General features: G+C 65.8%; 24 protein-coding genes. 11 read left to right on the top strand and 13 right to left on the bottom strand.

Annotation, left to right across the window (positions count from 1 at the left end):
* Window positions 1-48: 48 nt before the first annotated feature.
* Window positions 49-1032, bottom strand: a complete 984-nt coding sequence (locus tag AC1C2N_RS08050; protein ID WP_495433580.1) for an NAD-dependent epimerase/dehydratase family protein — start codon at window positions 1030-1032, stop codon at window positions 49-51.
* A 123-nt stretch (window positions 1033-1155) separates the two neighbouring features.
* The gene (locus tag AC1C2N_RS08045; RefSeq protein WP_495433579.1) at window positions 1156-1536 is read right to left on the bottom strand and encodes a cupin domain-containing protein; all 381 of its coding nucleotides are present in this window, start codon (window positions 1534-1536) and stop codon (window positions 1156-1158) included.
* 90 nt (window positions 1537-1626) lie between these two features.
* Here AC1C2N_RS08045 and acs point away from each other — a divergent pair, with 90 nt between their 5' ends.
* The 3 genes from acs to AC1C2N_RS08030 all read left to right on the top strand — a co-directional run bounded on the left by acs (window position 1627) and on the right by AC1C2N_RS08030 (window position 6402).
* Entirely contained in the window at window positions 1627-3681 is a 2055-nt protein-coding gene (gene acs, locus AC1C2N_RS08040; protein ID WP_495433578.1) for an acetate--CoA ligase, read from the top strand.
* A gap of 142 nt (window positions 3682-3823) precedes the next feature.
* Window positions 3824-5293, top strand: a complete 1470-nt coding sequence (locus AC1C2N_RS08035; protein WP_495433577.1) for a fibronectin type III domain-containing protein — start codon at window positions 3824-3826, stop codon at window positions 5291-5293.
* An 86-nt stretch (window positions 5294-5379) separates the two neighbouring features.
* Window positions 5380-6402 carry an LLM class F420-dependent oxidoreductase gene (locus AC1C2N_RS08030; protein WP_483406104.1) on the top strand — a complete coding sequence of 341 codons (1023 nt, stop codon included), beginning with the start codon at window positions 5380-5382 and terminating at the stop codon, window positions 6400-6402.
* Window positions 6403-6505: 103 nt separating this feature from the next.
* Here AC1C2N_RS08030 and AC1C2N_RS08025 read toward each other — a convergent pair whose 3' ends face one another.
* The 3 genes from AC1C2N_RS08025 to AC1C2N_RS08015 are packed head-to-tail and all read right to left on the bottom strand — an operon-like array spanning window position 6506 to window position 8474.
* Window positions 6506-7216 (bottom strand): hypothetical protein, encoded by a 711-nt coding sequence (locus tag AC1C2N_RS08025; RefSeq protein WP_495433576.1) that lies wholly within the window; start codon window positions 7214-7216, stop codon window positions 6506-6508.
* Window positions 7213-8118: an ABC transporter ATP-binding protein gene (locus AC1C2N_RS08020; protein WP_495433575.1), complete on the bottom strand. Its 906-nt coding sequence runs from the start codon at window positions 8116-8118 to the stop codon at window positions 7213-7215. The genes AC1C2N_RS08025 and AC1C2N_RS08020 overlap by 4 nt, the downstream gene beginning before the upstream one ends.
* Window positions 8115-8474 (bottom strand): GntR family transcriptional regulator, encoded by a 360-nt coding sequence (locus AC1C2N_RS08015; RefSeq protein ID WP_495433741.1) that lies wholly within the window; start codon window positions 8472-8474, stop codon window positions 8115-8117. Before AC1C2N_RS08015 ends, AC1C2N_RS08020 begins: the two co-directional genes overlap by 4 nt.
* A 210-nt stretch (window positions 8475-8684) precedes the next feature.
* On the opposite strand from AC1C2N_RS08015, the gene AC1C2N_RS08010 reads away from it, so the two are divergent.
* Entirely contained in the window at window positions 8685-9275 is a 591-nt protein-coding gene (locus AC1C2N_RS08010; protein WP_495433574.1) for a nitroreductase family protein, read from the top strand.
* 51 nt (window positions 9276-9326) lie between these two features.
* Here AC1C2N_RS08010 and AC1C2N_RS08005 read toward each other — a convergent pair whose 3' ends face one another.
* On the bottom strand, window positions 9327-10814 hold the full coding sequence (locus AC1C2N_RS08005) for an amino acid permease (RefSeq protein ID WP_495433740.1): 1488 nt from the start codon (window positions 10812-10814) through the stop codon (window positions 9327-9329).
* A 258-nt stretch (window positions 10815-11072) separates the two neighbouring features.
* Here AC1C2N_RS08005 and AC1C2N_RS08000 point away from each other — a divergent pair, with 258 nt between their 5' ends.
* From AC1C2N_RS08000 to AC1C2N_RS07990, 3 genes are read left to right on the top strand one after another with little or no spacing between them, the layout of a single operon-like run.
* Window positions 11073-11660, top strand: a complete 588-nt coding sequence (locus AC1C2N_RS08000) for a winged helix-turn-helix domain-containing protein (protein ID WP_483406108.1) — start codon at window positions 11073-11075, stop codon at window positions 11658-11660.
* A 10-nt stretch (window positions 11661-11670) separates the two neighbouring features.
* Entirely contained in the window at window positions 11671-13008 is a 1338-nt protein-coding gene (locus AC1C2N_RS07995; RefSeq protein ID WP_495433573.1) for an MFS transporter, read from the top strand.
* A 35-nt stretch (window positions 13009-13043) separates the two neighbouring features.
* Window positions 13044-13979 carry an arginase family protein gene (locus AC1C2N_RS07990; RefSeq protein WP_495433572.1) on the top strand — a complete coding sequence of 312 codons (936 nt, stop codon included), beginning with the start codon at window positions 13044-13046 and terminating at the stop codon, window positions 13977-13979.
* 28 nt (window positions 13980-14007) lie between these two features.
* Here the strand turns inward: AC1C2N_RS07990 and AC1C2N_RS07985 are convergent, their stop codons facing one another.
* Window positions 14008-16158, bottom strand: a complete 2151-nt coding sequence (locus AC1C2N_RS07985) for an ATP-dependent Clp protease ATP-binding subunit (RefSeq protein WP_495433571.1) — start codon at window positions 16156-16158, stop codon at window positions 14008-14010.
* Window positions 16159-16299: 141 nt separating this feature from the next.
* Here AC1C2N_RS07985 and solA point away from each other — a divergent pair, with 141 nt between their 5' ends.
* Complete coding sequence (solA, locus tag AC1C2N_RS07980) at window positions 16300-17463, top strand: N-methyl-L-tryptophan oxidase (protein WP_495433570.1); 1164 nt, start codon at window positions 16300-16302, stop codon at window positions 17461-17463.
* A gap of 98 nt (window positions 17464-17561) precedes the next feature.
* On the opposite strand, the gene AC1C2N_RS07975 is transcribed toward solA, so the two are convergent.
* Entirely contained in the window at window positions 17562-17933 is a 372-nt protein-coding gene (locus tag AC1C2N_RS07975; protein ID WP_483406113.1) for a hypothetical protein, read from the bottom strand.
* A gap of 286 nt (window positions 17934-18219) precedes the next feature.
* On the bottom strand, window positions 18220-19605 hold the full coding sequence (locus tag AC1C2N_RS07970) for an LLM class flavin-dependent oxidoreductase (protein WP_483406114.1): 1386 nt from the start codon (window positions 19603-19605) through the stop codon (window positions 18220-18222).
* Window positions 19606-19779: 174 nt separating this feature from the next.
* On the opposite strand from AC1C2N_RS07970, the gene AC1C2N_RS07965 reads away from it, so the two are divergent.
* Window positions 19780-20430, top strand: a complete 651-nt coding sequence (locus tag AC1C2N_RS07965; protein WP_495433569.1) for a hypothetical protein — start codon at window positions 19780-19782, stop codon at window positions 20428-20430.
* A 95-nt stretch (window positions 20431-20525) separates the two neighbouring features.
* On the opposite strand, the gene AC1C2N_RS07960 is transcribed toward AC1C2N_RS07965, so the two are convergent.
* The 3 genes from AC1C2N_RS07960 to clpS all read right to left on the bottom strand — a co-directional run bounded on the left by AC1C2N_RS07960 (window position 20526) and on the right by clpS (window position 22629).
* A complete protein-coding gene (locus AC1C2N_RS07960; RefSeq protein ID WP_483406116.1) occupies window positions 20526-21722 on the bottom strand; it encodes a glycosyltransferase in 1197 nt (398 codons plus the stop codon).
* 98 nt (window positions 21723-21820) lie between these two features.
* On the bottom strand, window positions 21821-22348 hold the full coding sequence (locus AC1C2N_RS07955; protein ID WP_483406117.1) for a DUF2017 family protein: 528 nt from the start codon (window positions 22346-22348) through the stop codon (window positions 21821-21823).
* Complete coding sequence (clpS, locus tag AC1C2N_RS07950) at window positions 22345-22629, bottom strand: ATP-dependent Clp protease adapter ClpS (protein WP_483406118.1); 285 nt, start codon at window positions 22627-22629, stop codon at window positions 22345-22347. Before clpS ends, AC1C2N_RS07955 begins: the two co-directional genes overlap by 4 nt.
* Window positions 22630-22794: 165 nt before the next feature.
* Between clpS and fgd the strand changes: the two genes are divergently transcribed.
* Window positions 22795-23799, top strand: coding sequence for a glucose-6-phosphate dehydrogenase (coenzyme-F420) (gene fgd / locus AC1C2N_RS07945; protein ID WP_483406119.1), 1005 nt, complete (start codon window positions 22795-22797; stop codon window positions 23797-23799).
* A 4-nt stretch (window positions 23800-23803) separates the two neighbouring features.
* Here fgd and AC1C2N_RS07940 read toward each other — a convergent pair whose 3' ends face one another.
* Window positions 23804-24706 carry a DUF817 domain-containing protein gene (locus AC1C2N_RS07940; RefSeq protein ID WP_483406120.1) on the bottom strand — a complete coding sequence of 301 codons (903 nt, stop codon included), beginning with the start codon at window positions 24704-24706 and terminating at the stop codon, window positions 23804-23806.
* A 111-nt stretch (window positions 24707-24817) separates the two neighbouring features.
* Here AC1C2N_RS07940 and lhgO point away from each other — a divergent pair, with 111 nt between their 5' ends.
* A complete protein-coding gene (gene lhgO, locus AC1C2N_RS07935; RefSeq protein ID WP_495433568.1) occupies window positions 24818-26017 on the top strand; it encodes an L-2-hydroxyglutarate oxidase in 1200 nt (399 codons plus the stop codon).
* The last annotated feature ends 1 nt before the right edge of the window (window position 26018 follow it).

Raw genomic sequence — 26018 nt, 5'->3', positions numbered from 1 at the left:
GTGCGGCCCCGGCAACCCGGCGACCCGGCGACCCCGCAGTATCCCGCGTTACAACGCGAAGCGGTCAGCGAGCCGATCGGACAGAGCGTCGAAGTCGGGATCGGTGGTGCGGCGGCCGGCATCCGCGTCGTACCACTCGATGATCTCGCGCGCGCCATCCTCGAAGAACGTCGACTGTCGGAAGTCGGGCACGAGTGCCTTCAGCTTGCTGTTGTCGAACACCATCGAGTGGGCCTTGTCGCCGAGGAGGCCAGGGCCGAGCTCCGGTGAGGCCGCGGCGATGGCCTCGCTTGTCACGTGGACGAGCACCGGTTCGACACCGGCAGCCCGGCCGAGCGCGGCGTAGATGGCGTCCCAGGTCGGCGCCTGGTCGCCGGTGATGTGGAACGTGTCACCGATCGCGGCTGCCCGTCCGAAGAGCCCGACAAAGCCGACAGCAAAGTCGCGGGTGTGCGTGATCGTCCACTGGGTGGTTCCGTCGCCGTGCACGATCACGGGCGCGCCGCGGCGCATCCGGTCGATGTCGGTCCAGCCACCGAGGGTCGGCAGCGCCGTGCGGTCGTAGGTGTGCGACGGTCGGACAATCGTCACGGGGTACCCGGATGCCCGGTACTCGGCAACGAGGACGTCTTCGCAAGCGATCTTGTTGCGCGAGTATTCCCAGAACGGATTACGCAGCGGCGTGGATTCCGTGACCGGCATGCGCGAGGGCGGCGTCTGGTAGGCAGACGCCGAACTGATGAACAGGTACTGCCCGGTGCGATCGCGGAACGTGTCGAGGTGCAGATGGTCAGGGGTGAAGCTGAGGAAGTCGGCGACGACATCGAAGCTGCGATCGCCGATCGCGCTCGCGAGGGACTCAGGATCGCGGATGTCCGCTTCGAGCGTTTCGATCTCCGCGCCGAGTGGTCGGTCGCTCGATCTGCCACGGTTGACGACGGTCACTTCCCAGCCGCGCTCTGCGGCGAGCGCCACCGACGCGCTGCTGATGATTCCGGTACCACCGAGGACGAGGACGCTCTGTGCAGACATGTCGCTCAGTCTGTCAGGGTCGGTGCCCGACTGGTCAGATTTTCGAAAGGGTTGCGCTGCACCGGAACCACCCCGTAAAAGTCCAGTGCGTGCGGAGTCCGTGGCCCGAGCGAAGCCGGACGATCACTCCGCGGTGAGTTGCCGTTCGATCGCCACGGTTCCCTCGACCACGACGCCACCGGTGTGTGCTGTTGTCACCGTCTCAATGAGCACGATGCCGACCTCCTCGGCCGCAACCGGGTTGTGCTGAACGCCCTTCGGCACGACGAAGAACTCGCCTGCCGCGAGCGCCACCTCACGGCCGCCCTCGAGTTCGATGCGCAGATTTCCGTAGACGACGAGAAACATTTCGTCTTCATCGTCGTGCGCGTGCCACACCAGCTCGCCGAGCAGCTTGGCAACCTTGATGTACTGGTCGTTGACGCGACCGACGACGCGCGGCGTCCAATACTGTGAGACCTGATCGAGCTGCTCGCGGATACGGGTCGGCTCGAGAAGATCCATAACCTCAGCCTATGGCGGAGCGGGCGGGAAGGTTACCTCCTGTTGCGCTCTGATTGAGAGCCGAACACCCGCCGCACGTAACGTCGAAGAATGACCGCGCCCGAGACATCCGCCCCCACGATCTCAAATCTGCTCGCGGAGACTCGACGGTACCCGGCGCCAGAGGCGTTCACGGAGCAGGCGAACTTCGGCGCCGCCGAGTGGGAGAGAGCGGATGCCGACCCTGTCGCGTTCTGGGCGGATGCCGCTTCCCGGCTCGAGTGGGCGGAGCCGTGGCACACGACGCACAGCTGGGAGCCGGTGGCCGAGGGCGCGGACGGCGAACTGACCGTGCCGAAAGCCGAGTGGTTCGCGGGTGGGAAGCTCAACGTTGCCGTGAACTGTGTCGACCGGCACGTCACGGCGGGCAATGGCGACAAGATCGCGCTGTTCTTCGAGGGTGAGCCGGGTGACCGGCGTGCGATCAGCTACGCCGAACTGCAGCGGGAGGTGTCGAAGGCGGCGAATGCACTCACCGCGCTCGGCATCACCAGGGGCGACCGCGTGGTCATCTACCTTCCGGTCATTCCCGAGACCATCATCGCGACCCTTGCGGTGGCCCGGATCGGCGCGATCCACTCGCTCGTGTTCGGCGGATTCAGCGCAGAGGCGCTGAGGTTCCGGGTTGAAGACACCGGGGCGAAACTGCTGATCACCACCGACGGACAATACCGCCGAGGGGCGGCCGTCGCCGTGAAGGACAACGCCGATGCCGCGGTGGACGGTGTCGAGAGCATCGAGCACGTGCTCGTCGTGCGCCGGACCGGCGATGCGACCCCGGGCATCGCCTGGACGGCCGGGCGGGACGTCTGGTGGCACGACACCGTCGACGTGGCATCCGACGTTCATGTTCCCGAAGCGTTTGACGCGGAGACCCCGTTGTTCATCATCTACACGTCGGGGACGACCGGGAAGCCCAAGGGTCTCGTGCACACCTCGGGCGGCTATCTCACCCAGGCGTCGTGGAGCCACTGGGCGATTTTCGACGCGAAGGCGGATGACGTGCACTGGTGCACCGCCGACCTCGCCTGGGTGACGGCGCACACCTACGAGATCTACGGGCCGCTGTCGAACGGGCTAACCCAGGTGATCTACGAGGGCACACCGAACACCCCGCACAACGCGCGGCACTTCGAGATCATCGAGCGCTACGGGGTGACCACCTACTACACGGCGCCGACGCTTATTCGCACGCTCATGACCTGGTTCCCCGACGGGGCGCCTGCCGAATACGACCTCACGTCGCTGCGCCTGCTCGGCACCGTCGGCGAGGCGATCAACCCGGAGGCGTGGGTCTGGTTCCACACCCATCTTGGCCGCGGCGAAACGCCAATCGTCGATACCTGGTGGCAGTCGGAGACGGGAGCGTCGGTGATGGCGCCGCTGCCGGGCGTCTCGACCCTCAAGCCCGGGTCAGCGAACCGCGCTCTGCCCGGGCTGTCCACGCTCGTGGTCGACGACGCAGGCAGTCCAGTGCCGTTCGGTGAGGGCGGATACCTCGTCGTCGACCGGCCAGGACCCGGCCTCGCCCGTACCGTGTGGGGCAACCCGGAGCGCTACCGCGACTCGTACTGGTCCAGGTTCTGGAAGCAGGGCTACTTCTTCAGCGGCGACGGAGCCAAGTGGGACGCCGACGGTGACATCTGGGTGCTCGGCCGCGTCGACGACGTCATCAACGTGTCCGGGCATCGCCTGTCGACGATCGAGATCGAGTCGTCACTCGTCGCGCATCCCGCCGTCGGCGAGGCCGGTGTTGTCGGGGTGACGGATGCCCTTACCGGGCAGGCCATTGCGGCGTTCGTTATTCCCGCCGCGCGGTCGTGGGGTGCGGAGTCCGAGGACCCCGCCTACTGGCTGGGTTTGCGGGACGAGCTCACGGGCATCCTGCGTGCGCACGTTGCGGCCCAGATCGGGCCGATCGCGAAGCCGCGCGACGTCATCCTCGTACCGGATCTGCCCAAGACCAGGTCGGGCAAGATCATGCGGCGCCTCCTCGGCGATATCTCGGACTCGCGACCCCTCGGTGATGTGACGAGCCTGCAGGACGAGACGGCACCGGCGCGCATCGAGCAGATCGTGCGGGCGGGGCGCGCCCTCGCCCTCTGACCCCTCCGTTTGCCGAGCGCTGCATTCCCATGCCCGCGCTGCAGAAGTATCTGCAGCCCGAGCATGGATGTGCAGCCGACGCCGAGCTGCCGGCTCAACTCGCGGACCATAGGATTGAGGCAACCTCCGAGAGACAGCCGACATGCCCACCCCTGCCCCAAGCCGCACGTCACGTACTCGACGAACGCGGAACTCGAATCCCACGCTGCTCGCGGCCGTCATCGTGGTCGCGCTGCTCACCCTCGTCGCCACGGGGAGCGCCGGAGGATCAGCCGCTTCGCTCCAGGACACAGCCAGCGGTGAGTTGCTGACAGTGCAGGCCGCGTCGATCAAGGCGGTTCACACAACGGATGCGTCGAAGAACAAGGACTTTTCGGCGGGCAACCTGACAAACCTGAATACCGTCACCGTGACGAATTCCGGCACCATAGATGCGACGTTCACCACCAGCACCACGCTGGCTGCTACCCCAACGACGCTCGCTGCCGCGATCACCGTGACGATCTGGCAGACCGCAGCGGCCGGTGGATGCGCGACCCCGGTCAATCCGGTGTCCGGACGATGGGGAGACCCAAACCTCAAGATTTCCGGGAACCTGCCGCCACTGGCATCCGTTGTCATCTGCGTCCGGACAACGATCTCCGATCTCCCCAACCAGAAAAGCGGCGAATCCCTCACCACAACGGTGTCGACGTTGCTGTCGCGCTCCAACTGGACGAGCAGCGCGAGCTCGACCATCGCGCAAAAGTACCTGGATGGCCCACCAAGCGCACCGACCGCACTCGTGTTCGGTGGCACCACCGGCAACAGCACCAGGCTCACCTGGGCCCCATCGACGGATGATGTTGGCGTCACGGGATACGACGTGTACCGCAACACTGCGTCCGGCCGCATCCTTCTCGGCCAGACACCCAGCCCGGAGTTCTCGGTAACCGGCCTCGCATCGGACTCCACCTACTCATTCACCGTGATCGCGCGCGACGGCGCTGCGCACAGCTCGACCCCGGCGCAGGTGACGGTTACGACTCTCGACGTCACGCCACCGAACGTTGCCCCTGTCCTCAGTGGCACCCTCTCCGGATCGACCGCGTCCCTGAAATGGACCGCGGCCGTCGACAAAAACGGGATCAAGGAATACCAGATCTACCTCGGCGCCGACAAGATCGGCACCGTGAGCGGTTCTACCCTTACGTACACTTCCCCTGCTCTCATCGCGGGCGAGTCACACGAATACACCGTCCGTGCGGTTGATCCCGCAGGAAACGCGATTGCGTCCAACGTCGTCACGTTGGCTGTGCCTCCGGCCAACCTTTCGTGCTCCAACTCTGGAATTACCGCGGCGGCCCTGACCTGGGCAAAACCCGTGGGTGGGCAATCGCGCACGTACGAGATCGTCGTCAACAACCGCGTGGTTGGCGTGGTCACGAGCTCGGCGGCTACCGTCGAGTATTCGCTCACCCGGGACCGGCTGGACGCGGCAGGCGTCAAAACGAACGGGACATACACCGCTCAGGTGCGTCTCCAGGGCGAGTCCGTGGTGCTTGCTCAACGCGACGTCGTCCTGGAATCGCTCTGGTATCTCTTCTTCACGCCGGCAGTGCGCTGTACCTGATTTCGAGCCCGGAAGTTCCATGAGTGGCGAACACACCAAAGTCAACCGTTGATGTGGACCGCGACCTCACCAATAGGCTGACCCCCATGAGATTTGGAATATTTGTGCCACAGGGATGGCGCCACGACCTGGTTGGAATCGACCCCGCAGCGCAGTGGGACACGATGAGCGGCCTCGCAGCCCACGCCGATGCCGGCGCCTGGGAGTCGATCTGGGTGTACGACCACTTCCACACGGTGCCGGTGCCGAGTGAAGAGGCAACCCACGAAGCATGGACGCTGATGTCCGCGTTCGCCGCCACGACGAAGCGCGTTCGCCTCGGCCAGATGTGCACGTGCATGAGCTACCGCAACCCCGCGTACCTCGCGAAGGTCGCCGCGACCATCGACAACATTTCGGGCGGCCGCGTCGAGATGGGCATCGGCGGTGGCTGGTACGAGCACGAGTGGCGCGCATACGGCTACGGGTTCCCGAGCGCGGGTGACCGCCTCGGTCGCCTCGACGAGGGCGTCCAGATCATGAAGCAGGCCTGGGAAACCGGCACAGCAACCCTCGACGGCAAGCACTATCAGGTCGACGGCGCCATCGTGCGTCCGCTCCCCATCCAGGAGAACGGCATCCCGTTCTGGATCGCCGGCGGCGGTGAGAAGGTCACCCTCCGCATCGCTGCGCAGTACGCCCAGTACACGAACTTCGACGGTTCGCCCGAGGGCTTCGCCCACAAGAGCGACATCCTCCGCGGGCACTGCGACCGCATCGGCCGCGACTTTAACGACATCGTGCGCAGCGCGAACTACAACGTCGTCATCGCCGATACCGAAGCTGAAGTGGCCGACCGGCTCAAGGCCATCGAGGCGAGGGTTACGCCATACCTCGGCGAAGCAAAGGCCGCCGACTTCATGGCCGAGTACCGCAGCGGCGCAGCGCTCGGTGTCGGTACTCCGGAGCAGATCGCCGAGCGCCTCTCGTCCATGCAGGACCAGGGACTCGCCTACGCGATCACCTATTTCCCCGAGGCGGCATATGACCGCTCGGGCATCGAGTTGTTCGAGCGCGAGGTTCTGCCAGAGCTGGCTCAGCCCTCGCTGGCCGATCCGGCCGCCGCCTGACGCCGGCATCTGAACATCCGTGAGCGAACGGATGCCGTCACCCACGTGAACAAAGCGGGTGCCGTGGAGATTTCCACGGCACCCGCTTTATCGTGTTCTTCTACTAGCGCACGATCGCGGTGCGCAGCAGCCGCCACGTGCCAATCGAACTCAACGCGATCACGATCACGGCCGCAACGGCGAGCCACCACAGTTCAAACGCGGCCAGAATGTCTGCGGCCGACGGGATGAGCACGATCAGCGCGAGGACAAGTACGAGACCGATGCCGACACCGATCAGCTGGGGGCCGCGAGCGGCGAACCGCAACCAGGCCGCACCGAAGACCCCGCCGATCGTGAGCATCGTCAGCGCACCGAGGAAGACGATCGGCAGGAGCCGACCGAGGTCACCCGCACCAAGCACGTAAATATCGAAGACGTAGAAGTCGGAGAACCAGTGGCCCGTCGCGATCTCGATCGTCGTCAGCACGGCGAACACCACCGCGAGGTAGGCAGAAACCAGGACAGCCCAGAGCACTGTCCCCCCGGAGAATCCGCGACGGGTGGCGCCGAGCGTCAGCGCGAAGGGAAACGTCGTCGCGACGGACTGCACGCCCAGGTAGACGAGGAAGCCCGCGAGCGCGTAGAGAATTCCTGGGTTGGACTGTGAGCCCGAGATCCAGTCCGGAGTGCCAGGGATGCTGCCGGAACGCCAGAAGAGGAACGAGATCAGGACGGAAATCACGGCGACCACCGCCGTGATGTAGAGCGGAACGACGAAGGTGACCTCCCGCTTGTTGAGGTGCAGCTTCGTGGTCGGTATCAGTGTGCTCATGCTCGTCGTACCTCGTCAATGGTGTCGGATGCTGCGTCGTCCGCTCCGTAAGCGGCGACGAGTTGCTGGAGGGATGCTCGGCTGATCTGGACCCGCAGGTCTTCGGCAAGCGCGCGGGTGCCGCTGTCGAGAACGCCGGAGCCGGTTGCTGACATCAGCCCGCCGACGACGCTCGTCGACAGGACATTCGCCGCGGTCGTGAGCTGGCTGACCGCGACGGTCGTTCCGCTCATCACCCACGCTGATTCGCTCGCTTCGTCGCTGTCGGCGTTGAGGACCACGCGCCCCGCGTCCATGATCACGACCCGATCGAAGAGCGACGCACTTTCGTCGATCAGGTGGGTGGAGAAGACGACAGTGCGTGGGTGCTCCGTGTAGTCCCGCAACAGGATGCGGTGGAAGAACGCCCGCGCGGTGACGTCGAGGCCGAGGTACGGCTCATCGAGGAGGGTGACGGGGGCACGCGATGCCAGGCCGAGCACAATCGCCACCGATGAGAGCTGCCCGCGGGAGAGCTTCTTGATCGGCGTCTTTGCCGGAATGCGGAACCCATCGACGAGTTCGGCGGCGACTTCCGCGCTCCAGTTCGGCGCGAAGTCCGGGGCGATGCGCAGCACGTGGTGCAGCCGGTAGTCGTCGGGATAGCGCTGGTTGTCCCGAACATAACTGATCTGAGCCAGCGTCTCGGCGTGCTCGAACGGGTCGTGACCGGCAACCTGGACGCGACCGGACGTTGGTCGATCCTGTCCGGCCATGATCGACATCACTGTCGTCTTGCCCGCCCCGTTGCGGCCGAGAAGCCCGACGATCGAGTGCTCCGGAACGGCGAAGCTGACGTTGTCGAGCGCGTGCACCCGACCAAAATGTCGGCTGACGGAGTCGATCTCGATGGCGTTCGTCATTTGCTGTCCTCCTGGTTGATCAAGTCGTTGAGTTCTGTTCTGTCGATGTGAAGCAGACGGGCTTCGCGCACGAGCGGAGCGATGTGCCGTTCCGCGAATTCTGCGCGCCGTTTGGCCCGCAGTTTCTCCTGCGCCCCCGTCGACACGAACATTCCGACGCCCCGCTTCTTGTAGAGCACTCCCTGTTCGACGAGCAGGTTCACTCCCTTGGCGGCCGTGATGGGACTGATCTGGTAGAAAACCGCGTATTCGTTGGTTGAAGGCACGCTGGATTCCTCCGGATACGTTCCGGCCAGGATGTCTTCGGCAACGCGATCAGCGAGCTGCTGGTAGATCGGGGCTTCCCCAGTGAACATTGTCACGACCTTAGGTTCTATAGTTCACTAGTTAACCTAGGGAGCTGGACCGGTGTTGTCAACCTTCTGACGGCATCCATGCCAATCCGCCATCGAACGGATGCCGTCAGTACAGTGAGAGAGGACGGTCGGGTGGAATTTCCCACGCTGCCCGTTCCTTTCATGTGAATAGGTCAATGGCGACTTCCGTTTCAACCAGAGAAGGGTCCCATGACCATCGCAGCATCCGACCGCGCCGCCATCACCAGCGCTCCCATCCACGAAGTCCTCGCCGGCCGCTGGAGCCCCCGCTCCTTCGACCCCACGATCGAGGTTCCCACCGAGAAGATCACGGCCGCCCTCGAGGCTGCCCGCTGGTCGGCATCCGCTTCAAACACGCAGCCCTGGCGTTTCATCGTTGCCCGCCGCGGCACGACCGAACACGCCACGATCGTCGAAAACCTGATGGGCTTCAACCGCGAGTGGGCCTCATCCGCCGCCGTACTCATCGTCAACATCGCGACGATGACGACCGACGACGGGACCCCGCTCCGCTGGGCGCAGTACGACCTCGGCCAGGCGGTTGCTCTCCTCTCGGTGCAGGCGCATCACGATGGTCTCCACGTACACCAGATGGGCGGCATCGAGGTCGATGGACTGCGTGCCGCGTTCGACATCGCGCCTGAGCTCGAACCGATCTCCGTCACCGCACTCGGAGTGCTCGGGACTCCCGAATCGCTGACGAGCGAGGTCCTGCGCGAGCGCGAGATCGCTCCCCGCAGCCGCCGCCCGCTCGACGAGCTCATCCTCGCCAGCGCGTAGGCGAGAGCCGCGCCGAACGGCGGCATCCCCTGGCGGAGGGGATGCCGCTGTTCAGTCGTCCTTGCGGGTGCGGTTATCGATCCCGGGGCGTTCGGGGATCACGGGGAATGAACCGGTGAATCCCTGGCGCTCCTGCGCTATCTCAAGAATCCCGCGACGCGCGGCGAACCAGCCGATGATGAGCAGAGGGATGACGATGACGAGCGATCCGATGGTGAACGTGCCCACCGGGTAGTCAAGCGCCATGAGCACGAGCACCGTGACGAGGAACGCCAGGGTGAGCCAGGCGGTGAACGGTGCGCCGAAGAGCCGGAATGACGGACGCTCCATCTTGCCCTGCTTCGCCCAGCGCTGGAGCTGCATCTGGCACAGGATGATCATTCCCCAGCCGGTGACGATGCCCAGCGCGGAAATATTGAGGACGATCTCGAAGGCGTCGTCAGGCACAACGGCGTTGAGACCGACGCCGAGGAGCGTAATCACACCGGTCAGAAGGATGCCTCCGTACGGCACCCCGCTCTTGTTCATCAATCCGGTGAACCGCGGAGCTGCGCCGTTGACCGACATCGAGCGGAGGATCCGGCCGGTGGAGTACAGCCCGGCGTTGAGGCTCGAGAGCGCGGCCGTCAGCACGACGAAGTTCATGATGTTGCCAGCGGTCGCCGCAACGACCGGGCTGCCGATGCTGGAGAAGAAGGTGACGAAGGGGCTCTCATCCTTGCTGTATTCGGTGTACGGAAGCAACAGCGAGAGCAGCAGGACACTGCCGACGTAGAAGACGGCAATCCGGATGATGACCGTGTTCACGGCCTTGGGCATGATCCGTTTGGGATCAGCGGTCTCCCCCGCCGCTGTGCCGACGAGCTCAATGGCGGCGTAGGCGAACACGACCCCCTGCACAACGAGCACGGCGGGCAGGAGCCCGTTCGGCAGGAACCCGCCATTGTCAGCGAGCAGTGACAAACCGGGTGTTCCGACATCCGTCGGCAAGCGGAAGGCCAGGAAGGCTGCGCCGATCAGCAGGAAGGCGACGAGCGCCACCACCTTGATGATGGCAAACCAGAACTCCATTTCGCCGAAGACCTTGACCGAAACCAGATTGAGCGACAGCACCACGGTGAGGGCAATCAACGCGAGGATCCACTGCGGCACGTCGGTGAACGCCGACCAGAACTTCACATAAATAGCCACTGCGGTGACGTCGACGATGGCTGTCATCGCCCAGTTCAGGAAGTACATCCACCCGGCGACGAACGCCGCCTTCTCACCGAGGAACTCCCGCGCGTACGACACGAACGAGCCGGACGACGGTCGGTGCAGAACGAGTTCACCGAGGGCACGCAGGATCAGGAACGCAAAGAAACCGCAGATCGCGTACACGAAGACGAGAGAGGGGCCAGCGGATGCCAGTCGGCCGCCTGCTCCGAGGAACAGACCGGTTCCGATGGCGCCACCGATGGCAATCATCTGCAACTGACGAGGCTTGAGTGTCTTGTGGTACCCCTCCTGTTCGCCGGAGAAGTCCTGCACCGCCATCATCTCGTCGCCGAGACGCTCCCGCGGGTTCTCGAGATCGGGCGCCGGGTCGTGGTCCGGCGGCTCGTAGTGGTGTTCGTGCTGCATGACCGTGCTCCCCTCGCCGTCCCAATAAAAGACTCTGAGCCTAGACCTGCCCAGTGGGTCGGGCACAAGGGACGAACGAGAGGAATTGTGCCGCCTCGAACCACCCAGCCCGACACGGGGATAAAAAGCACAAGAACTATTGCGCAATACTTGTTGTGCTTATACGCTGCTTCCATGACCCCGATCGAGGCTTCCCGCAGCACCCTGGTTTCAGCGACGTCGATGCGCGTACTCGCGCATCCAACCCGTCTCCGACTGCTCGGCCTGCTCCGCGAACGTGGCCCGCAAACCGCCGCCCAGCTCGGCGACATCGTCGACGAGGCACCCGGCACCGTGAGCTACCACCTCGGCAAGCTCGCCTCGATCGACCTCATCGAGCCTGCGGAAGCGGGGAGCACCGATCGCCGCGAGCGCTGGTGGCAGGCGACCTCCGCCCTCACCAGCTGGGAGCCATCCGAACTGCTCGATGACCCGGAGAAGCTCATGGCGTCGTCGGTGCTGCAGAAGACGATCGGGCAGGCATACGCGTCCCGATACGCCGAGTACGTAGACGCCATGCCGACGCTGCCCAGGGAATGGGTGGCGGCCGGCGCGAGCAGCGACCGAACGCTGCGCCTCACCGCCGACGAGCTCACGAGGATGCGGGCCGAGCTGGAGGAACTGACCGAGCGATGGCTCGAGGCGAGCGCCTCACACGACCCGGCTGCAGACGACGGCGCCGAGCCCGTCGTGCTCGTCTACCAGGCCTACCGGCGCCCCTAGGCAGAAACCCGTGACCTCCGCCGAGACCCCGGGACGCGATCGCCGCGCCATCGGCTCACTCACCGCGCTCCTCGCCGCCCACTCGATCTCACAAACGGGCAACGTTGTGACGGCATTCGCCGTCCCGTTCTACGTCCTCGCGATCGGCGGCTCCGGCCTCGAAGTGGGCATCGCCGCCTTCTTCGCGACAGTGCCGATCGTGATCGGCGGCCCGCTCGGCGGAGTCGTTATCGACCGGGTCGGTTATCGGCGGGCAGCGATCGTTGCGGATGTGGTGAGCGGCATCGCCGTCCTGGCCATCCCGGTCCTGGCCCTGACGGTCGGCCTCCCGTTCTGGGCGCTGCTCGCGCTCGTCTTCGTTGCGGGGCTGCTCGACACACCGGGACAGACCGCGCGCCGAGTGATGCTGCCGGCGCTGACGGTGCGAGCCGGGGTGCGCATTGAGCAGAGCGTCGGACTTCTCGACGGTTCCGAGCGTTTCGCCAGGCTCATCGGCGCGTCGATCGCCGGACTTCTCGTCGCTCTCGTCGGCCCGATCCCCGCCCTCTTCGTGAACGCAGCGACGTTCGCGGTGTCAGCGCTGCTGACCTGGCTCTTCGTGCCCGTCGTGCCGATCGCGCACCCGGCCTCTCGACAGGGCGACGGCAGCGCCGCAGGCAGGCAGGGCCCCTCCTATTGGAGTGACCTGGCTGAAGGTTTCCGATTCGTCGTCCACGACAAGCTGATGCGACTGATCGTCGGACTCGTCGTGGTCACCAACCTGTTCGACGCTGCGCGCAGCGCTTCTCTGATGCCGCTGTACGCCAACGATCACCTCGGCGGGGCCGCGGCGCTTGGCCTGCTCGTCGCCGTGATGGGCGGGTGCGCCCTCGTCGGCAACGTCGCGTTCGGACTCGTCGCCCACCGGGTTCCGCGACGGGTGACCTTTGCCGTGTGCTTCGCCCTGGCTGGCGGCCCGTCGAGCGCCGCTTTCGCGTTCGGAGCGCCACTGCCCGTGCTCGTCGCCGTGACCGCGCTCTCCGGACTGGCCGCGGGGTCAATCAACCCCATCCTCGGTGCCGTCGAGCTCGAACGGGTTCCCGAACACATGCGCGGTCGGGTGTTCGGCCTGATCAACGCCGGCGCCTGGGCCGGCGTTCCGTTTGGCGCATTGCTCGGCGGCATCGCCGCTGACACGATCGGGCTCGCGCTCGCCTTCGGGATCATCGCCGTCGCCTACGTTCTCGTCACACTGAGCCCGCTGACGGGCGGCGCATGGCGACAGATGGAACGGCGCGAGGACCCATCGTCCGTGTCGAGCGGCGACACCGAAACCGAACCCGCGGGCGGAGCATCCGTGAGTCGGTAACCCTTCTCGAATCCGTGCTCCAATGTGGCGGCGGCGTGCGCTCTCCTGCCACAGTGGATGCCGTGATCGCACTCCTGTCCGCGCCGACCAACCTCGGCCTGCGGCCCCCCGAACCCGGCGGCGCCCCCGGCACAGCAAAGGCGCCGGAGGCATTGCGTGAGGCTGGCCTCTACGGCGCATTCCAGTCGGCCGGTGCGCTGGACGCCGGCGTCGTGCTCCCCGGCCGATACGTCGACGACGACCAGACCCGCCCGAGAGGCCGGGTTCGTAACGAAGAGGCCATCGTGGATCACGCGCGCCGACTCAGCACGCGCATCAGCGCACTCATCGAGCGCGGTGACACACCTCTGGTTCTCGGGGGCGACTGCAGCGTGCTGCTCGGCGCCGGGCTCGCTCTCGCCGACAGACCGGCGCCTGGTCTCATTCACATCGATGGGCACACGGACTTTCGCCACCCCGGCAACAGCGACGAGTGCGCGAGCGTCGCCGGCGAAGACCTGGCGGCGGCGATGGGGCTGCACTGGCCCGCGATTGCCGATATCGATGGCCTCGGCCCGTACTTCGCCCCCGGGAACGCAGCCCACATCGGATGCCGTGACGACGACGCGGAACTGGCGGAGGCATCCGCTCGCCTCGGTCTCGTTGTGCCAGCGAGTGTCGCGATGGAGAGGGGCATGGGCGAGACAGCGGCGGCGGCGGTCGCTGTTGCCGGCGGCTCGGGCTATTGGCTTCAACTCGACATCGACGTTCTCGATCCACGGTGGATGCCCGCTGTCGACAGTCCGGACCCGGGCGGTCTCGACCCCGACGAACTGGTACGGCTGCTCCGCGCCCTGGCCCCCGGTGCCGTTGGTGCGTCGATCACCGTGTTCGACCCCGACCTCGACCCGGACGGCCGCTACGCGCTACTCCTCGCGGGAATCCTCAGGGACGGGCTCGGAGAGCTCGGCTCGAGGGTGCACGGCGGCTGAGACCCGCCCCCGCGCACCCGCCCGCGCTCTAGACAGGTACCGGGACAGAACCGACGGTCAGTGCGTCGGCGTGGGGATCGAGATCCACCCGCACCATGTCGCCGTCCCGGACCTCGCCACTGAGCAGCGCCATCGCGAGGCGGTCGTCGATTTCGGTCTGCATGAGCCTGCGCAGCGGACGTGCCCCGTAAATCGGGTCGTACCCTCTCTCGGCAAGCCAGCTGCGGGCATCCGGGGTCACCGCAAGCTCGAGGCGACGTTCGTTCAACCGGCGCTGCAGTCGATCGATGTAGAGCTCGACAATCTGGCTCAGGTCATCCTGGCTCAGGGCCGAGAACACGACGATGTCATCGAGCCGGTTGATGAACTCGGGCTTGAAGGCCTGGCGCACCATCTGCTGGACGGCCTCTTCCTTCTCGGTCCACGACAGTGTCGGGTCGACGAGGAAGTGCGAGCCGAGGTTCGACGTGAGGATGAGAATCACGTTGCGGAAGTCGACGGTTCGGCCCTGGCCGTCGGTCAGGCGACCGTCGTCGAGCACCTGCAGCAGCACGTCGAAGACCTCGGGGTGGGCCTTCTCGACCTCGTCCAGCAGCACGACGGAGTACGGGCGGCGGCGAACGGCCTCCGTGAGCTGTCCGCCCTGCTCGTAACCGACGTAGCCGGGAGGGGCACCGACGAGGCGGGAGACCGAGAACTTCTCGCCGTACTCCGACATGTCGATGCGGACCATCGCCTTCTCATCGTCGAAGAGGAACTCGGCGAGCGCTTTCGCGAGTTCCGTCTTACCGACGCCGGTGGGGCCGAGGAACATGAATGAGCCAGTGGGCCGGTCGGGGTCCGAAATGCCCGCTCGCGTACGCCGAACGGCATCCGACACCGCACGAACGGCGCGGTGCTGGCCGACGAGCCGCTTGCCGAGCTCGGTTTCGAGGTGCAACAGTTTCTCGGTCTCGCCCTGGAGCAGACGGCCGACGGGGATGCCGGTCCACGCGGCGATCACCGCGGCGATGTCATCGGCGGTGACCTGGTCGTTGACCATGAGCGGACCCTCACTCTCGGCCTGCTCGGCCTCGCGAAGTTCGCGCTCCATCACGGGGATTTCACCATAGAGCAGGCGCGACGCCTTTTCAAGGTCGCCCTCACGCTGCGCACGCTCGGCGGAAACGCGTGCGGCGTCGAGTCGTTCCTTGAGCTCGCCGACCCGGTTGAGGTTGGCGCGCTCACGATCCCAGCGGGCCTGCAGCTCTGCGAGTGTTGCCTGGCGCTCCGTGAGGTCTTCGCGCAGCTTCGCGAGTCGCTCCTTCGATGCGTCGTCCTTCTCCTTCTTGAGGGCGAGCTCCTCGAGCTTCAGCCGGTCGACCGCACGACGCAACTCGTCGATCTCGACGGGCGACGAGTCGATTTCCATCCGCAGCCGGGAGGCGGCCTCGTCGATGAGGTCGATCGCCTTGTCCGGGAGTTGGCGGGCAGGAATGTACCGATTCGAGAGGGATGCCGCTGCGACGAGGGCCGAATCGGCGATCGTCACCTTGTGGTGGGCTTCGTACCGCTCCTTGAGTCCGCGGAGAATCGCAATGGTGTCTTCGACACTCGGTTCGCCAACGTACACCTGCTGGAATCGCCGCTCCATGGCGGCATCCTTCTCGATGTACTCGCGGTATTCGTTGAGCGTGGTTGCGCCGATCATGCGCAGCTCACCACGGGCGAGCATCGGCTTGAGCATGTTCGATGCGGCGACACTCCCCTCGCCGGCGCCAGCGCCCATGAGCGTGTGAAGCTCGTCGATGAAGGTGATGATCCCACCCTCGGCGTCCTTGATCTCCTGCAGTACCGCCTTGAGGCGCTCCTCGAACTCACCGCGGTATTTCGCACCGGCGACGAGTGCGGCGAGGTCGAGCGAAACCAGCTGCTTGTCCTTCAGCGAATCGGCAACGTCACCCTGGACAATGCGCTGGGCGAGACCCTCGACCACCGCGGTCTTACCTACGCCGGGCTCACCGATGAGCACGGGGTTGTTCTTCGTCCGGCGGGTGAGCACCTGGCTGATCCGGCGGATCTCGGCGTCACGGCCGATCACAGGGTCGAGCTTGCCGGTACGCGCAACGTCGGTGAGGTTGACCCCGTACTGTTCAAGAGCGCTTTTCTGCTCTTCCTGCGGCTGCTGTCCAGGCTGCATTGTCGTTACCCCTCAGAGTTGAGTCGTGAAGACTCAAGTTTAGCAAGTGTGCACTCGTGTGACCACCTTCTATGCTGGGAGGCGCCGTGCGCCCGGAGCACAGATCATGGGCACGCTACATCCCCCCGAAGAAGGACACCAGTGAACAAAGTCGACGTCATCGTGATCGGACTCGGTTCAATGGGTGGTGCAGCGGCGAGTGCCCTTGCCCAGCGCGGACACAGCGTGCTCGGCATCGAGCGGTTCTGGCCGAGCCATGACCGTGGGTCCGCACATGGCGGCACCAGGATCATCCGCCAGTCATACATCGAGGGCATCGAATACGTACCGCTTCTCCGTCGCGCCTATGCGGGCTGGCGTGAGCTGGAGGAGCAATCGGGCCGGTCGCTCATGACACTCAGCGGCGGCATCTACATCGGTGACCCCGAGGAGCAGACCTTCACCGGCGCGCTCTCCGCTGCCCGCCACTGGGACCTGCCGCACGAAGTGCTCACGAGTGATGAGATCACCGCGCGGTTCCCGGCGATGCGACCCGCACCGCACGCGATGGGCCTCTTCGAGCAGAACGCGGGCTTCGTCGACCCCGAGGGCACGACGGCAGCCAACATCCAGGTCGCCACGATGCACGGTGCCGAACTGCACTTTGGCGAGACGGTTCTCTCCTGGACGGCAACGCCCGGCGGTGGAGTCGAGGTGGTGACGACGCGGGCCAGGTACGGCGCCGATCGACTCGTTGTCGCGCCGGGCGCGTGGTCGCAGCAATTGCTCGGCGAGGTGGGCGCGCCCGTCACGGCGGAGCGCCAGGTCGTCTACTGGTTCACCCCCGATGTCTCGCCGGGCAATCCCGGACACAGCGACTACGCCGTGGGCACGCAGCCCGTCTTCATCGAGCGCACCGACGGCAATCGACTGGTTTACGGGTTCCCGATCGTCGACGGCCCCCTCGGCGGCATCAAGATCGGCTTCTTCAACGACCTCACCCCCACCGATCCGGATGCCGTCAATCGCGAGGTCCTGCCGTTCGAGGTCGCCGAGATGCAGGCGCGAGCGCTCGAGCTGTTCCCGCACCTCACGGGCAGGGTGCTTGCGTCGAGCACGTGCCTCTACCCGAGCTCGCCCGATGACCATTTCATGATCGGACTGCACCCCGAGCACTCCCAGGTCACCGTCGCCACGGGATTCGGTGGGCACGGCTTCAAGTTCGTTCCCGTCGTCGGCGATATCGTGGCCGACCTGTCGACGCGTGGACGCACCGACCTCCCGATCGACCTGTTCTCACTCGACCGGGAGGCGCTGCAGCGGTAGCCCGCGCGGCGGCATCCGTACCCAGCGCTACAGTTCCATGCCCGAGCTACAGAAGTATCTGCAGCGCGGGCATGGATGTGCAGCGGTCGGCAACTCACTCAGCGGGGGGTGCCGCTTCCCGAGTCCCGGTCGACGAAGTCGTCGCTGGGAATCGGTGTTGCGTGGCGGCCGGGTGCGTCGTCGCTGTCGCCAGCGACAGCATCCGTTGCCCGCTCCGTGCGTGCGTCCGGTCCACCGGGTGTTGTGACGGCGTCGGCACGCTGCGCGGTGTGCTCGTCGAATTGATCGACGATGCCGTTGGTCTGGTCGAAGGGGTGGGCGACGTCGCCCAGGACGCCGACGTTGGCTTCCCGGTCGGCGGCGGAATCAGAACCGGTGTTTGCGCCGGCTTCCGTGCGATCTGCGGGGCTGACTTCTCCGTCGGCATCCGTGATCTTCAGCTGGTCTTCGATTTTGCGTTCGTCACTCATGACCCGAACCTACGCTCGGGCGACCGCCCAGCCAAGCCCTTGACAGTAGCTGGGGAAATTCAGGCGACTCTCGCGCCGAGCGCTGCAGTTCCATGCCCGCGCTGCAGATGCTTCTGTAGCGCGGGCATGGATGTGTAGCTCTCGCCGATTCCCGGCTCAGCGCGCACCCTGAGCAGCCGGGCGGGCTCAGGCCGACCGCGCAAGCATCAGTTCCGGTCGAGAACATCACGCGCAACTGATGCTCTCGACCGAAACGGATGCCCTCGGCGGGCGAGGGCAGGCAGCGTCAGGCCGTCGCGACCCGCTCACGGTAGCTGAACGACGCTCCGCGGTGCTCGGCGGGCAGCCGGTCCCCTCGCCCGTGCAGCTTGTTCCGGAGCGTGCCCGGTGTGTAGTCGCTCGGGTAGGCGTCCCGCTTCTGCAGCTCGGGGATGACGAACTCGACGATGTCCTCGAACGAGCCTGGAGTGATCGCGTACGCGAGGTTGAAGCCGTCGACGTCCGTCTCCTCGACCCAGGACTGCAGCTGATCGGCAACCTCGCTGCCCGACCCCACGATGCGGGTACCGAGTCCGCCGATGCCTGCCCACGCGGCGATGTCGCGCACGGTCCACTCACTGCCGTCCTCAGACGCCGCCTGGAAGTTCGCGACCGCCGACTGGATGGCGTTGCTCTTCACCTCGCCGATCGGAGCGTCGAGGTCGTACTGTGACAGGTCGACACCCATCCACCCCGACATGAAGACGAGGGCGCCCTCGACACTCGCGTACTGCTGGTAGTCCTCGTGCTTGGCCCGCGCCTTTTCGGGCGTCTCATCCGTGATCACCGTGACCAACTGGTAGATCTTCGCGCTGTACCTGTCGCGACCTGCCGCTTCGAGGGCATCCCGGATCTTGGACACCGTCGCCTTCAGTACCGCCTTCGTCGGCGAACCCACGAAGATCGCCTCGGCGTTCTCGGCGGCAAACTGCACACCACGACCGGACGCACCGGCCTGGAAGATCACCGGCGTGCGCTGCGGCGATGGCTCGGCGAGGTGGATGCCCGGCACCGTGAAGTTCTTGCCGGAGTGGCCGATCTCGTGCACCTTGGTCGGGTCGGTGAAGACGCCGGTCTCCCTGTCGCGCACGACGGCGTCGTCTTCCCACGAGCCCTCCCACAGCTTGTAGAGCACCTCGAGGTATTCGTCGGCAATGTTGTAGCGCTCGTCGTGTTCGACCTGGTCGTCGTGGCCCATGTTGCGCGCGGCGCTCGGCAGGTAGCCGGTGACCACGTTCCAGCCGACCCGACCCTTCGTGAGGTGATCGAGCGTCGACAACCGTCGGGCGAACGGATACGGGTGTTCGTACGCGGTGCCGGCGGTGATGCCGAAGCCGAGGTTCTCGGTCACGGCGGCCATCGCGGACACGAGCAGCAGCGGGTCACTCACCGGGACCTGCGCCCCGTTGCGGAGCGCGGCCTCGTTGCTGCCGGCGTACACGTCGTATGTACCGAGCACGTCGGCGATGAACAGACCATCGAACTTGCCCCGCTCGAGCAGTTTCGCGAGCTCGGTCCAGTAGCTGAGGTCGGTGTACCGCTGTGACTGGTCATCGGGATGACACCAGAGCCCGGGTGACTGGTGGGCGACGCAATTCATGTCGAACGCATTGAAACGGATGTGACGGGCCATGTTTCTATGGTCGGTCACGTCGAGCGTGAGGTCACGAAGCACCGCAACACGGCGTCACACAGTGCCGTCGGTCGAGATCACCCACTCCGGTCGAAATCACCCGGCATAACGGGTGATCTCGACCGGAGCGAGTGTTTTCGGCCCCGGGTTACCCGCCCATTAGGCTTGCCCGCAGTGCCCGCCGCTCAGAACGGAACCGAAATGCTCGATGACGACACCGCGGAACAGACCCGCTGGAACGCCGCGGCGTACCGCGCCGCCGGGGTTCCGGGGGACGACATCTCGCCGCGCACCGTTCAGGCGTTGGCGCGGCTCGGCGTTCTGGTCGCCCTGTTCGTCAGCCTCGGCGTCGTCCTGGCGCTGGCGCCCCCCGCCACAGAATCGGGATTCGACGGCCAGCGACTTCTCGTCCAGTTCCTCTTCCTCGCGCTCTCGGTCGTGGTTGGCCTTGCCGGATATGTCTGGGCGCGCCGTTCCGGCTTCTACCTGACCCGGGATCAGTCCCTCTCGAGCCTGTTAACCCGAGACGATCGGCGGCAAGCCTGCCGATGGATCCGTGGTTCCGAACAGCCCGATCCGCGCTGGTTGCCGACTCTCGTCGCCCTTGCCCGGCAGAAGCAGCGAGCTCTCGTCGGCGCGGCGCCGATTTACGCCGCCGTCGCGCTGATCGAAGTGTCTGTCGCCATCTCCACGGACGTGCCCGCGATTCGGGTTATTGCCCTGTTCGTGGTGGCGCTGTTCGCCGCAGTCGGTATCCGGTCAGTGCGGGACTACCGCCAGACCGACAGGTTCATCGCGACTCATCGGCTGCCGCCGCGCTCGTGAAAACACGCCGTCACACTGCGCCGGCGAGATCACCCACTGCGGTCGAAATCACCCGGCATAACGAGTGATATCGACCGGAGCGAGTGTTTTCGGCCCTAGGCGGAGGCGCGAGCGGCGAGCACCCGCTCGTACACGGCGATCATGCGCGCGGTCTGGTGGCTCTGCCGGAACTCGACGCTCTCCTGCGGCGCCACGACGAGCCGCGCCCTCGACGCGACATCCGCTGCCACGTGCCGAATGGCATCCGCGAGCGCACGCACACTGCCGTCGGTGGGCTGCCAGTAGATCCCATCGGGCAGCTCACCCGCGATATTCGGGTCGCTCACGATCGACGGGGTACCGAGCGCCGCGGCCTCGAACACCGTCATGCCCTGGGTCTCGAAGCCGATCGAGGTCTGGACGAGCGCATCGGCGGAGGCAATCGCGGCGAGCGCATCGCGGTACGGCACCTTGCCGGCAAAGACCACCCGGTTCTCGAGCCCGTGCTCACGCACGAACGCCTGCGCTTTCTTGAGCAGCAGCCCGGCGCCGTAGAGCCGGAACTCCGCGTCGACATCCGCGAGCCGAATCGCGTCGAGGTACTCCATGATGCGTTTCTCGGCGCTCATCCGACCCATCCAGACGAAGAGCGGCCGACCGCGGTCGGCGGCGGTGGGCGCGGCGAGCACCTCGTCGACGAGGGCATCGTCCGCCCCGGTCCAGATCACGTCGATATCGCTGCCGACCCCGTTCGATTCGAGCAACCGGGCGAAATGACCGCTTGGCGCCACCGACGCAGCGACCCGCTCGGCGAACTCATCGAGGTAGCTCCACGCACTCGGACGGAGCGCCGACAGCCGCGGCTTCAGCACACGGTGCTCCCACCAGAGCAGCGCGCGGATCACGAGCTTCGGAAACGGCACCACCTGCTCGAGTCCGAACTCCATGTGGTTGTGGAAGGTATGCACCGAACGGATGCCGTGGCGCGCGGCGAACCGATACCCGAGCATCGCACCCCAGTAGTCGGCCTGCACGTGCACGATATCCACCGGCGGGCGGGTGGCCAGCGCCGCATCGAGCAACCGGTCCGCGCGGCGACTCGGCACCGTCAGCGAGTACTCGCGGTCGAGGGTGATCGGAACGGACGGCGTGTCGATGTAGTCGGCGCTGCCCGCGTGCTCCCGATGCATCTTCGGGGCAACCACGGTCACCCGGTGCCCGGCGAGCTCGAGGAACCGTTTCTGCAGTCGGATGGAGACCTGCACTCCGCCGAGGGAATCGGCGTGCTGGTCGCTGAACATCAGTATGTGCATGGTGCTCTCAGGCTACCGGTGACGTGCCGGACGTTCCCGCAGGCCGGCGCACCGGCATCCGCTCGACCGCGCCGGAACATCGGCCGGCAACACAGCGGTCAGCCGCTGATGCCCTCGACCTCTTCGAGGGCCTCGATCAACGAGCCCTGGGTGAAGCCGAACCACTCGTAGAGGCTCTGCACGTACTCGGTGTCTGCGCCGTCGACCGCTGGAGCTTCGGTGCCGATGCCGAGGTTGGTGGCAAGCACGAGACGCAGGTCGGTGAGGGTGCCGAGCCAGTACATCGAGTACTCACGGTCCAGCCGGACAAGCGTGACGTCGCCATCGACGGTGGTGCGCACACCGGCCTTGTCGAACGACTCGAGCACGCCCTGCGCGTTCTCGATCTTCCGGTCGATGAGGTCGTCGATGGTGAACCGCCGGAATTCGTCGGATGCCTCGGGGTCGTCGGTGTAGGCATCCGGAAACAACCGGGACAGTACGGCGCCATCGATGTCGGCTTCACCCTCCTTCACGCGAACGAGAAGCGAGATGATCTGCTGCACCAGGTCGGTGAACATCATCACCTCCTGGGACTCGAACTCCGCGAGGATTTCGCCCCCGGAGGCAACACCGAATGCCCTCATCGCTCGCTCCGGGTGAGGCTCGCGAGGAGGCCATACCCGTGCATCGCGACGACGTGCCTCTCCATCTCTTCGCGGGTGCCCGTTGCGACAGTGGCGCGTCCGTGGTGATGCACCTGCAGCATGAGTTCGTCTGCGCGTGCCTGGCTGAAGCCGAAGTAGCTGCGGAAGACCCAGGAGACATACGTCATGAGGTTGATCGGGTCGTCCCACACGACCGCGTTCCAGGGCTCGCCGAGCGTCAATTGCTCGTCGAGGTCGCGCAGCTCATCTAACTTGGGCACACGACCAGCTTTGCACTGACGGGCGACAAAGCACAGCCCGGCCTTCAGGCTGTAGCGTCCTGCCGCAAAGTGCAGTACCAAACCGATCCGAGTGGACACCGCGTGCGGATTGCCGGATAGTCTCGAACGAGACGGCGCGTGCCGTCGAGGCCACGGGAGGCACTGTTGTTGAAACTGGGTTTGAAGGCATCGGCTGAGCAGTTCGGTCCTCGTGACCTCGTCGAGCTCGGCGTCGCAGCGGAGCGGCACGGCTTCGACAGCGTCACGGTGAGTGACCATTTCCAGCCGTGGCGGCACAACGGAGGACACGCCCCGTTCTCCCTCGCCTGGATGACCGCTGTCGGCGAGCGGACCGAGCGGATCACCATCGGCACGAGCGTGATGACACCGACTTTCCGGTACAACCCCGCCGTCGTCGCTCAGGCGTTCGCCACGATGGGCTGCCTGTACCCCAACCGCATCTTCCTCGGCGTCGGCACCGGTGAGGCACTCAACGAGATCGCCACAGGCTTCCAGGGCGAATGGCCCGAGTTCAAGGAGCGTTTCGCCCGCCTGCGCGAGTCGGTCGACCTGATGCGGCAACTCTGGGTCGGCGACCGCGTCGACTTCGACGGTGAGTACTACAGGACCCAGGGCGCATCGATCTACGACGTACCCGAGGGCGGCATCCCCGTGTACGTGGCGGCCGGTGGTCCGGTGGTTGCGCGCTACGCGGGCCGTGCCGGCGATGGTTTCATCTGCACGTCGGGCAAGGGCATGGAGCTCTACACCGACAAGCTGCTTCCCGCCGTGGCCGAGGGCGCAGCAAAAGCGGGTCGGGATGCCGCGGCGATCGACAGGATGATCGAGATCAAGATCTCCTACGACACCGATAAGGACGCGGCCCTCGAGAACACGCGCTTCTGGGCGCCGCTGTCACTGACCCCCGAGCAGAAGCACTCCATCGACGACCCGATCGAGATGGAAGCGGCCGCCGACGCGTTGCCGATCGAACAGGTCGCAAAGCGCTGGATCGTGTCGAACGACCCGGACGAGGCGGTGTCGCTCATCAAGCCGTACATCGACGCAGGCCTCAACCACCTCGTGTTCCACGCTCCCGGTCACGACCAGGAGCGGTTCCTCGAGCTGTTCGAGCGCGACCTCGCACCCAGACTCCGCGCGCTCGGCTAGGGACCTACACGCTGTCGGTGACGCGGTCCCTCACTGATTCCTCCGGTTCACCGCCGTCGTCCGGCGACCGCGGCGGGTACACCCAGGTGACAAGCACCACCGAGATGATCATCAGCAGGAACCACGACACGAGTTTCGACATCGACACGATCTGCCAGCCATCGACCTGGTCGGGGTAGGCCCACGCCCCTGCCCAGGTCGCGATGTTCTCGGCCAGCCAGATAAAGAACGCGACGAGCGAGAATGCCAGGAGTAACGGCATCCGGAATGTGCGTCGGAAGACGCGGAAGTGCATCACCGTTCGGGCATAGATCGCGATCACAGCGGCGAGCAGCACCCAGCGGAAGTCCAGGACAAAGTGGTGCGCAAAGAAGTTGACGTAGATCGCGCCGGCCACGATCGCCGTGATCCAGCGCTTCGGATACCGGGTGAAGCGCAGGTCGAAGAGCCGATAGACCCGAACCAGGTACGAGCCCACCGCGGCATACATGAACCCGCTGAACAGCGGCACACTTCCGATCCGCAGGATGCCCTCGGCCTCGTAGCTCCACGAACCGACGTCGGTCTTGAACAGCTCCATCGCCGTTCCGACGATGTGGAACAGGATGATCACCCGCAACTCGCGCAGGGTTTCGAGTTTCGCGACGACCATGACGATCTGAATCGCGATGGCCGCGAGGGTCAGGGCGTCGTTCCTGGCGAGCGCCGCGTCGTCCGGGTACCAGAGCCGTGCGACGAGAAGCACCGCGAGCAGCGCGGCACCGAACACGCAGGCCCAGGCCTGCTTTGCACCAAAGACGAGGAACTCGATCAGCTTCGAACGGATGCCGTCGGTCGGCGCGCCATCCAGTAGAGCGTGTGCGCGAGCGTCGATGAGCTCTTCGACGGGCGTGAAGCGGCGAGGCATTCGCCCACGCTACAGCCCCCGGACGCGGGACTGATCGGACCGCGCCGTTCACCCTAGGCTGGGCAGGTGAGAAAAGCTCACCTTGGAAGTCCGCGAAAGGCGCTCGAGTTCATGACCGAACGAATCGGAGTCGTCGGCGGCGGCATCGTCGGCATCGCGGTGGCCCGCGCCCTCACCAGCCGCGGACAGGGCGAGGTAACCGTACTGGAAAAGGAGCGCAGGCTCGCCGTCCATCAGACCGGACGCAACTCCGGCGTCGTCCACGCGGGTATCTACTATGCCCCCGGTTCCCTCAAGGCGCGGCTGTGCGCGCTGGGCCGCGAACGCACGCGAGAGTTTTGTGCCGAGAAGAACCTCCCGTATCGCGAGGTCGGAAAGCTGGTTGTGGCGGTGACGGATGCCGAACGCGCGGCCCTGTCGAGCATCGAGGCCCGCGCTCGCACCAACGGCGTTCCCGGGTTACGCCGCGTCGACGGCAACGAGCTCCGCGAGATCGAGCCGCACGCCGCCGGTGTCGCCGCATTGCACTCTCCACACACCGCCGCCGTTGACTATGCGGCGATCACCGAGGCGATGGCGGATGACGTGCGGCAGGGCGGCGGCCGCATCCTCCTCGGCACGGAGGTGATCGACATCCGCAGGGAACCAGGCGGCGTTCGCGTGATCACCGCGACCGCCGACCTGCACTTCGACCGGCTGATTGTCTGCGCCGGCTTGCAATCCGACGTCGTCGCCGCGTTCGTGGGCGCACCTCCCTCGCCCCGGATCCTGCCGTTCCGCGGAGAGTACTGGGCCATGGCCCCGGCGAGGCAGCACCTCGTGCGGGGCATGATCTACCCGGTCCCCGATCCGCGGTTCCCGTTTCTCGGCGTCCACTTCACCCGTGGCGTCTACGACGACGTCCATGTCGGGCCTAACGCGGTACCGGCGCTCGCCCGCGAGGGGTACAGCTGGGGACGGGTATCGATGCGCGACACCTGGGGATCGCTGACCTGGCCCGGCGCCGGCGCCCTGGCCCGCCAACACTGGCGGATGGGGGCGAAAGAGGTGGCGGCGTCCCTGATCAAACAGGTTTATTTCGCCGAGGCAAGGCGGTTCGTACCCGACCTCGAGATGAAGGACCTGACCACGAAAACGGCGGCAGGAGTGCGTGCGCAGGCGTGGGATTCCAGCGGGGCCCTCCTCGACGACTTCGCCGTGGATCAGGTGGGCGCTGTCACGATTCTCCGCAACGCGCCGTCGCCCGCCGCAACGTCATCGATGGCGATAGCCGACTACCTTCTCGACACCCATGTCTTCGCGGGCCGCTGAG

It is taken from the genome of Mycetocola sp. Y791, from assembly GCF_059445325.1.
This window is presented reverse-complemented; position numbering and strand designations above follow the sequence as displayed.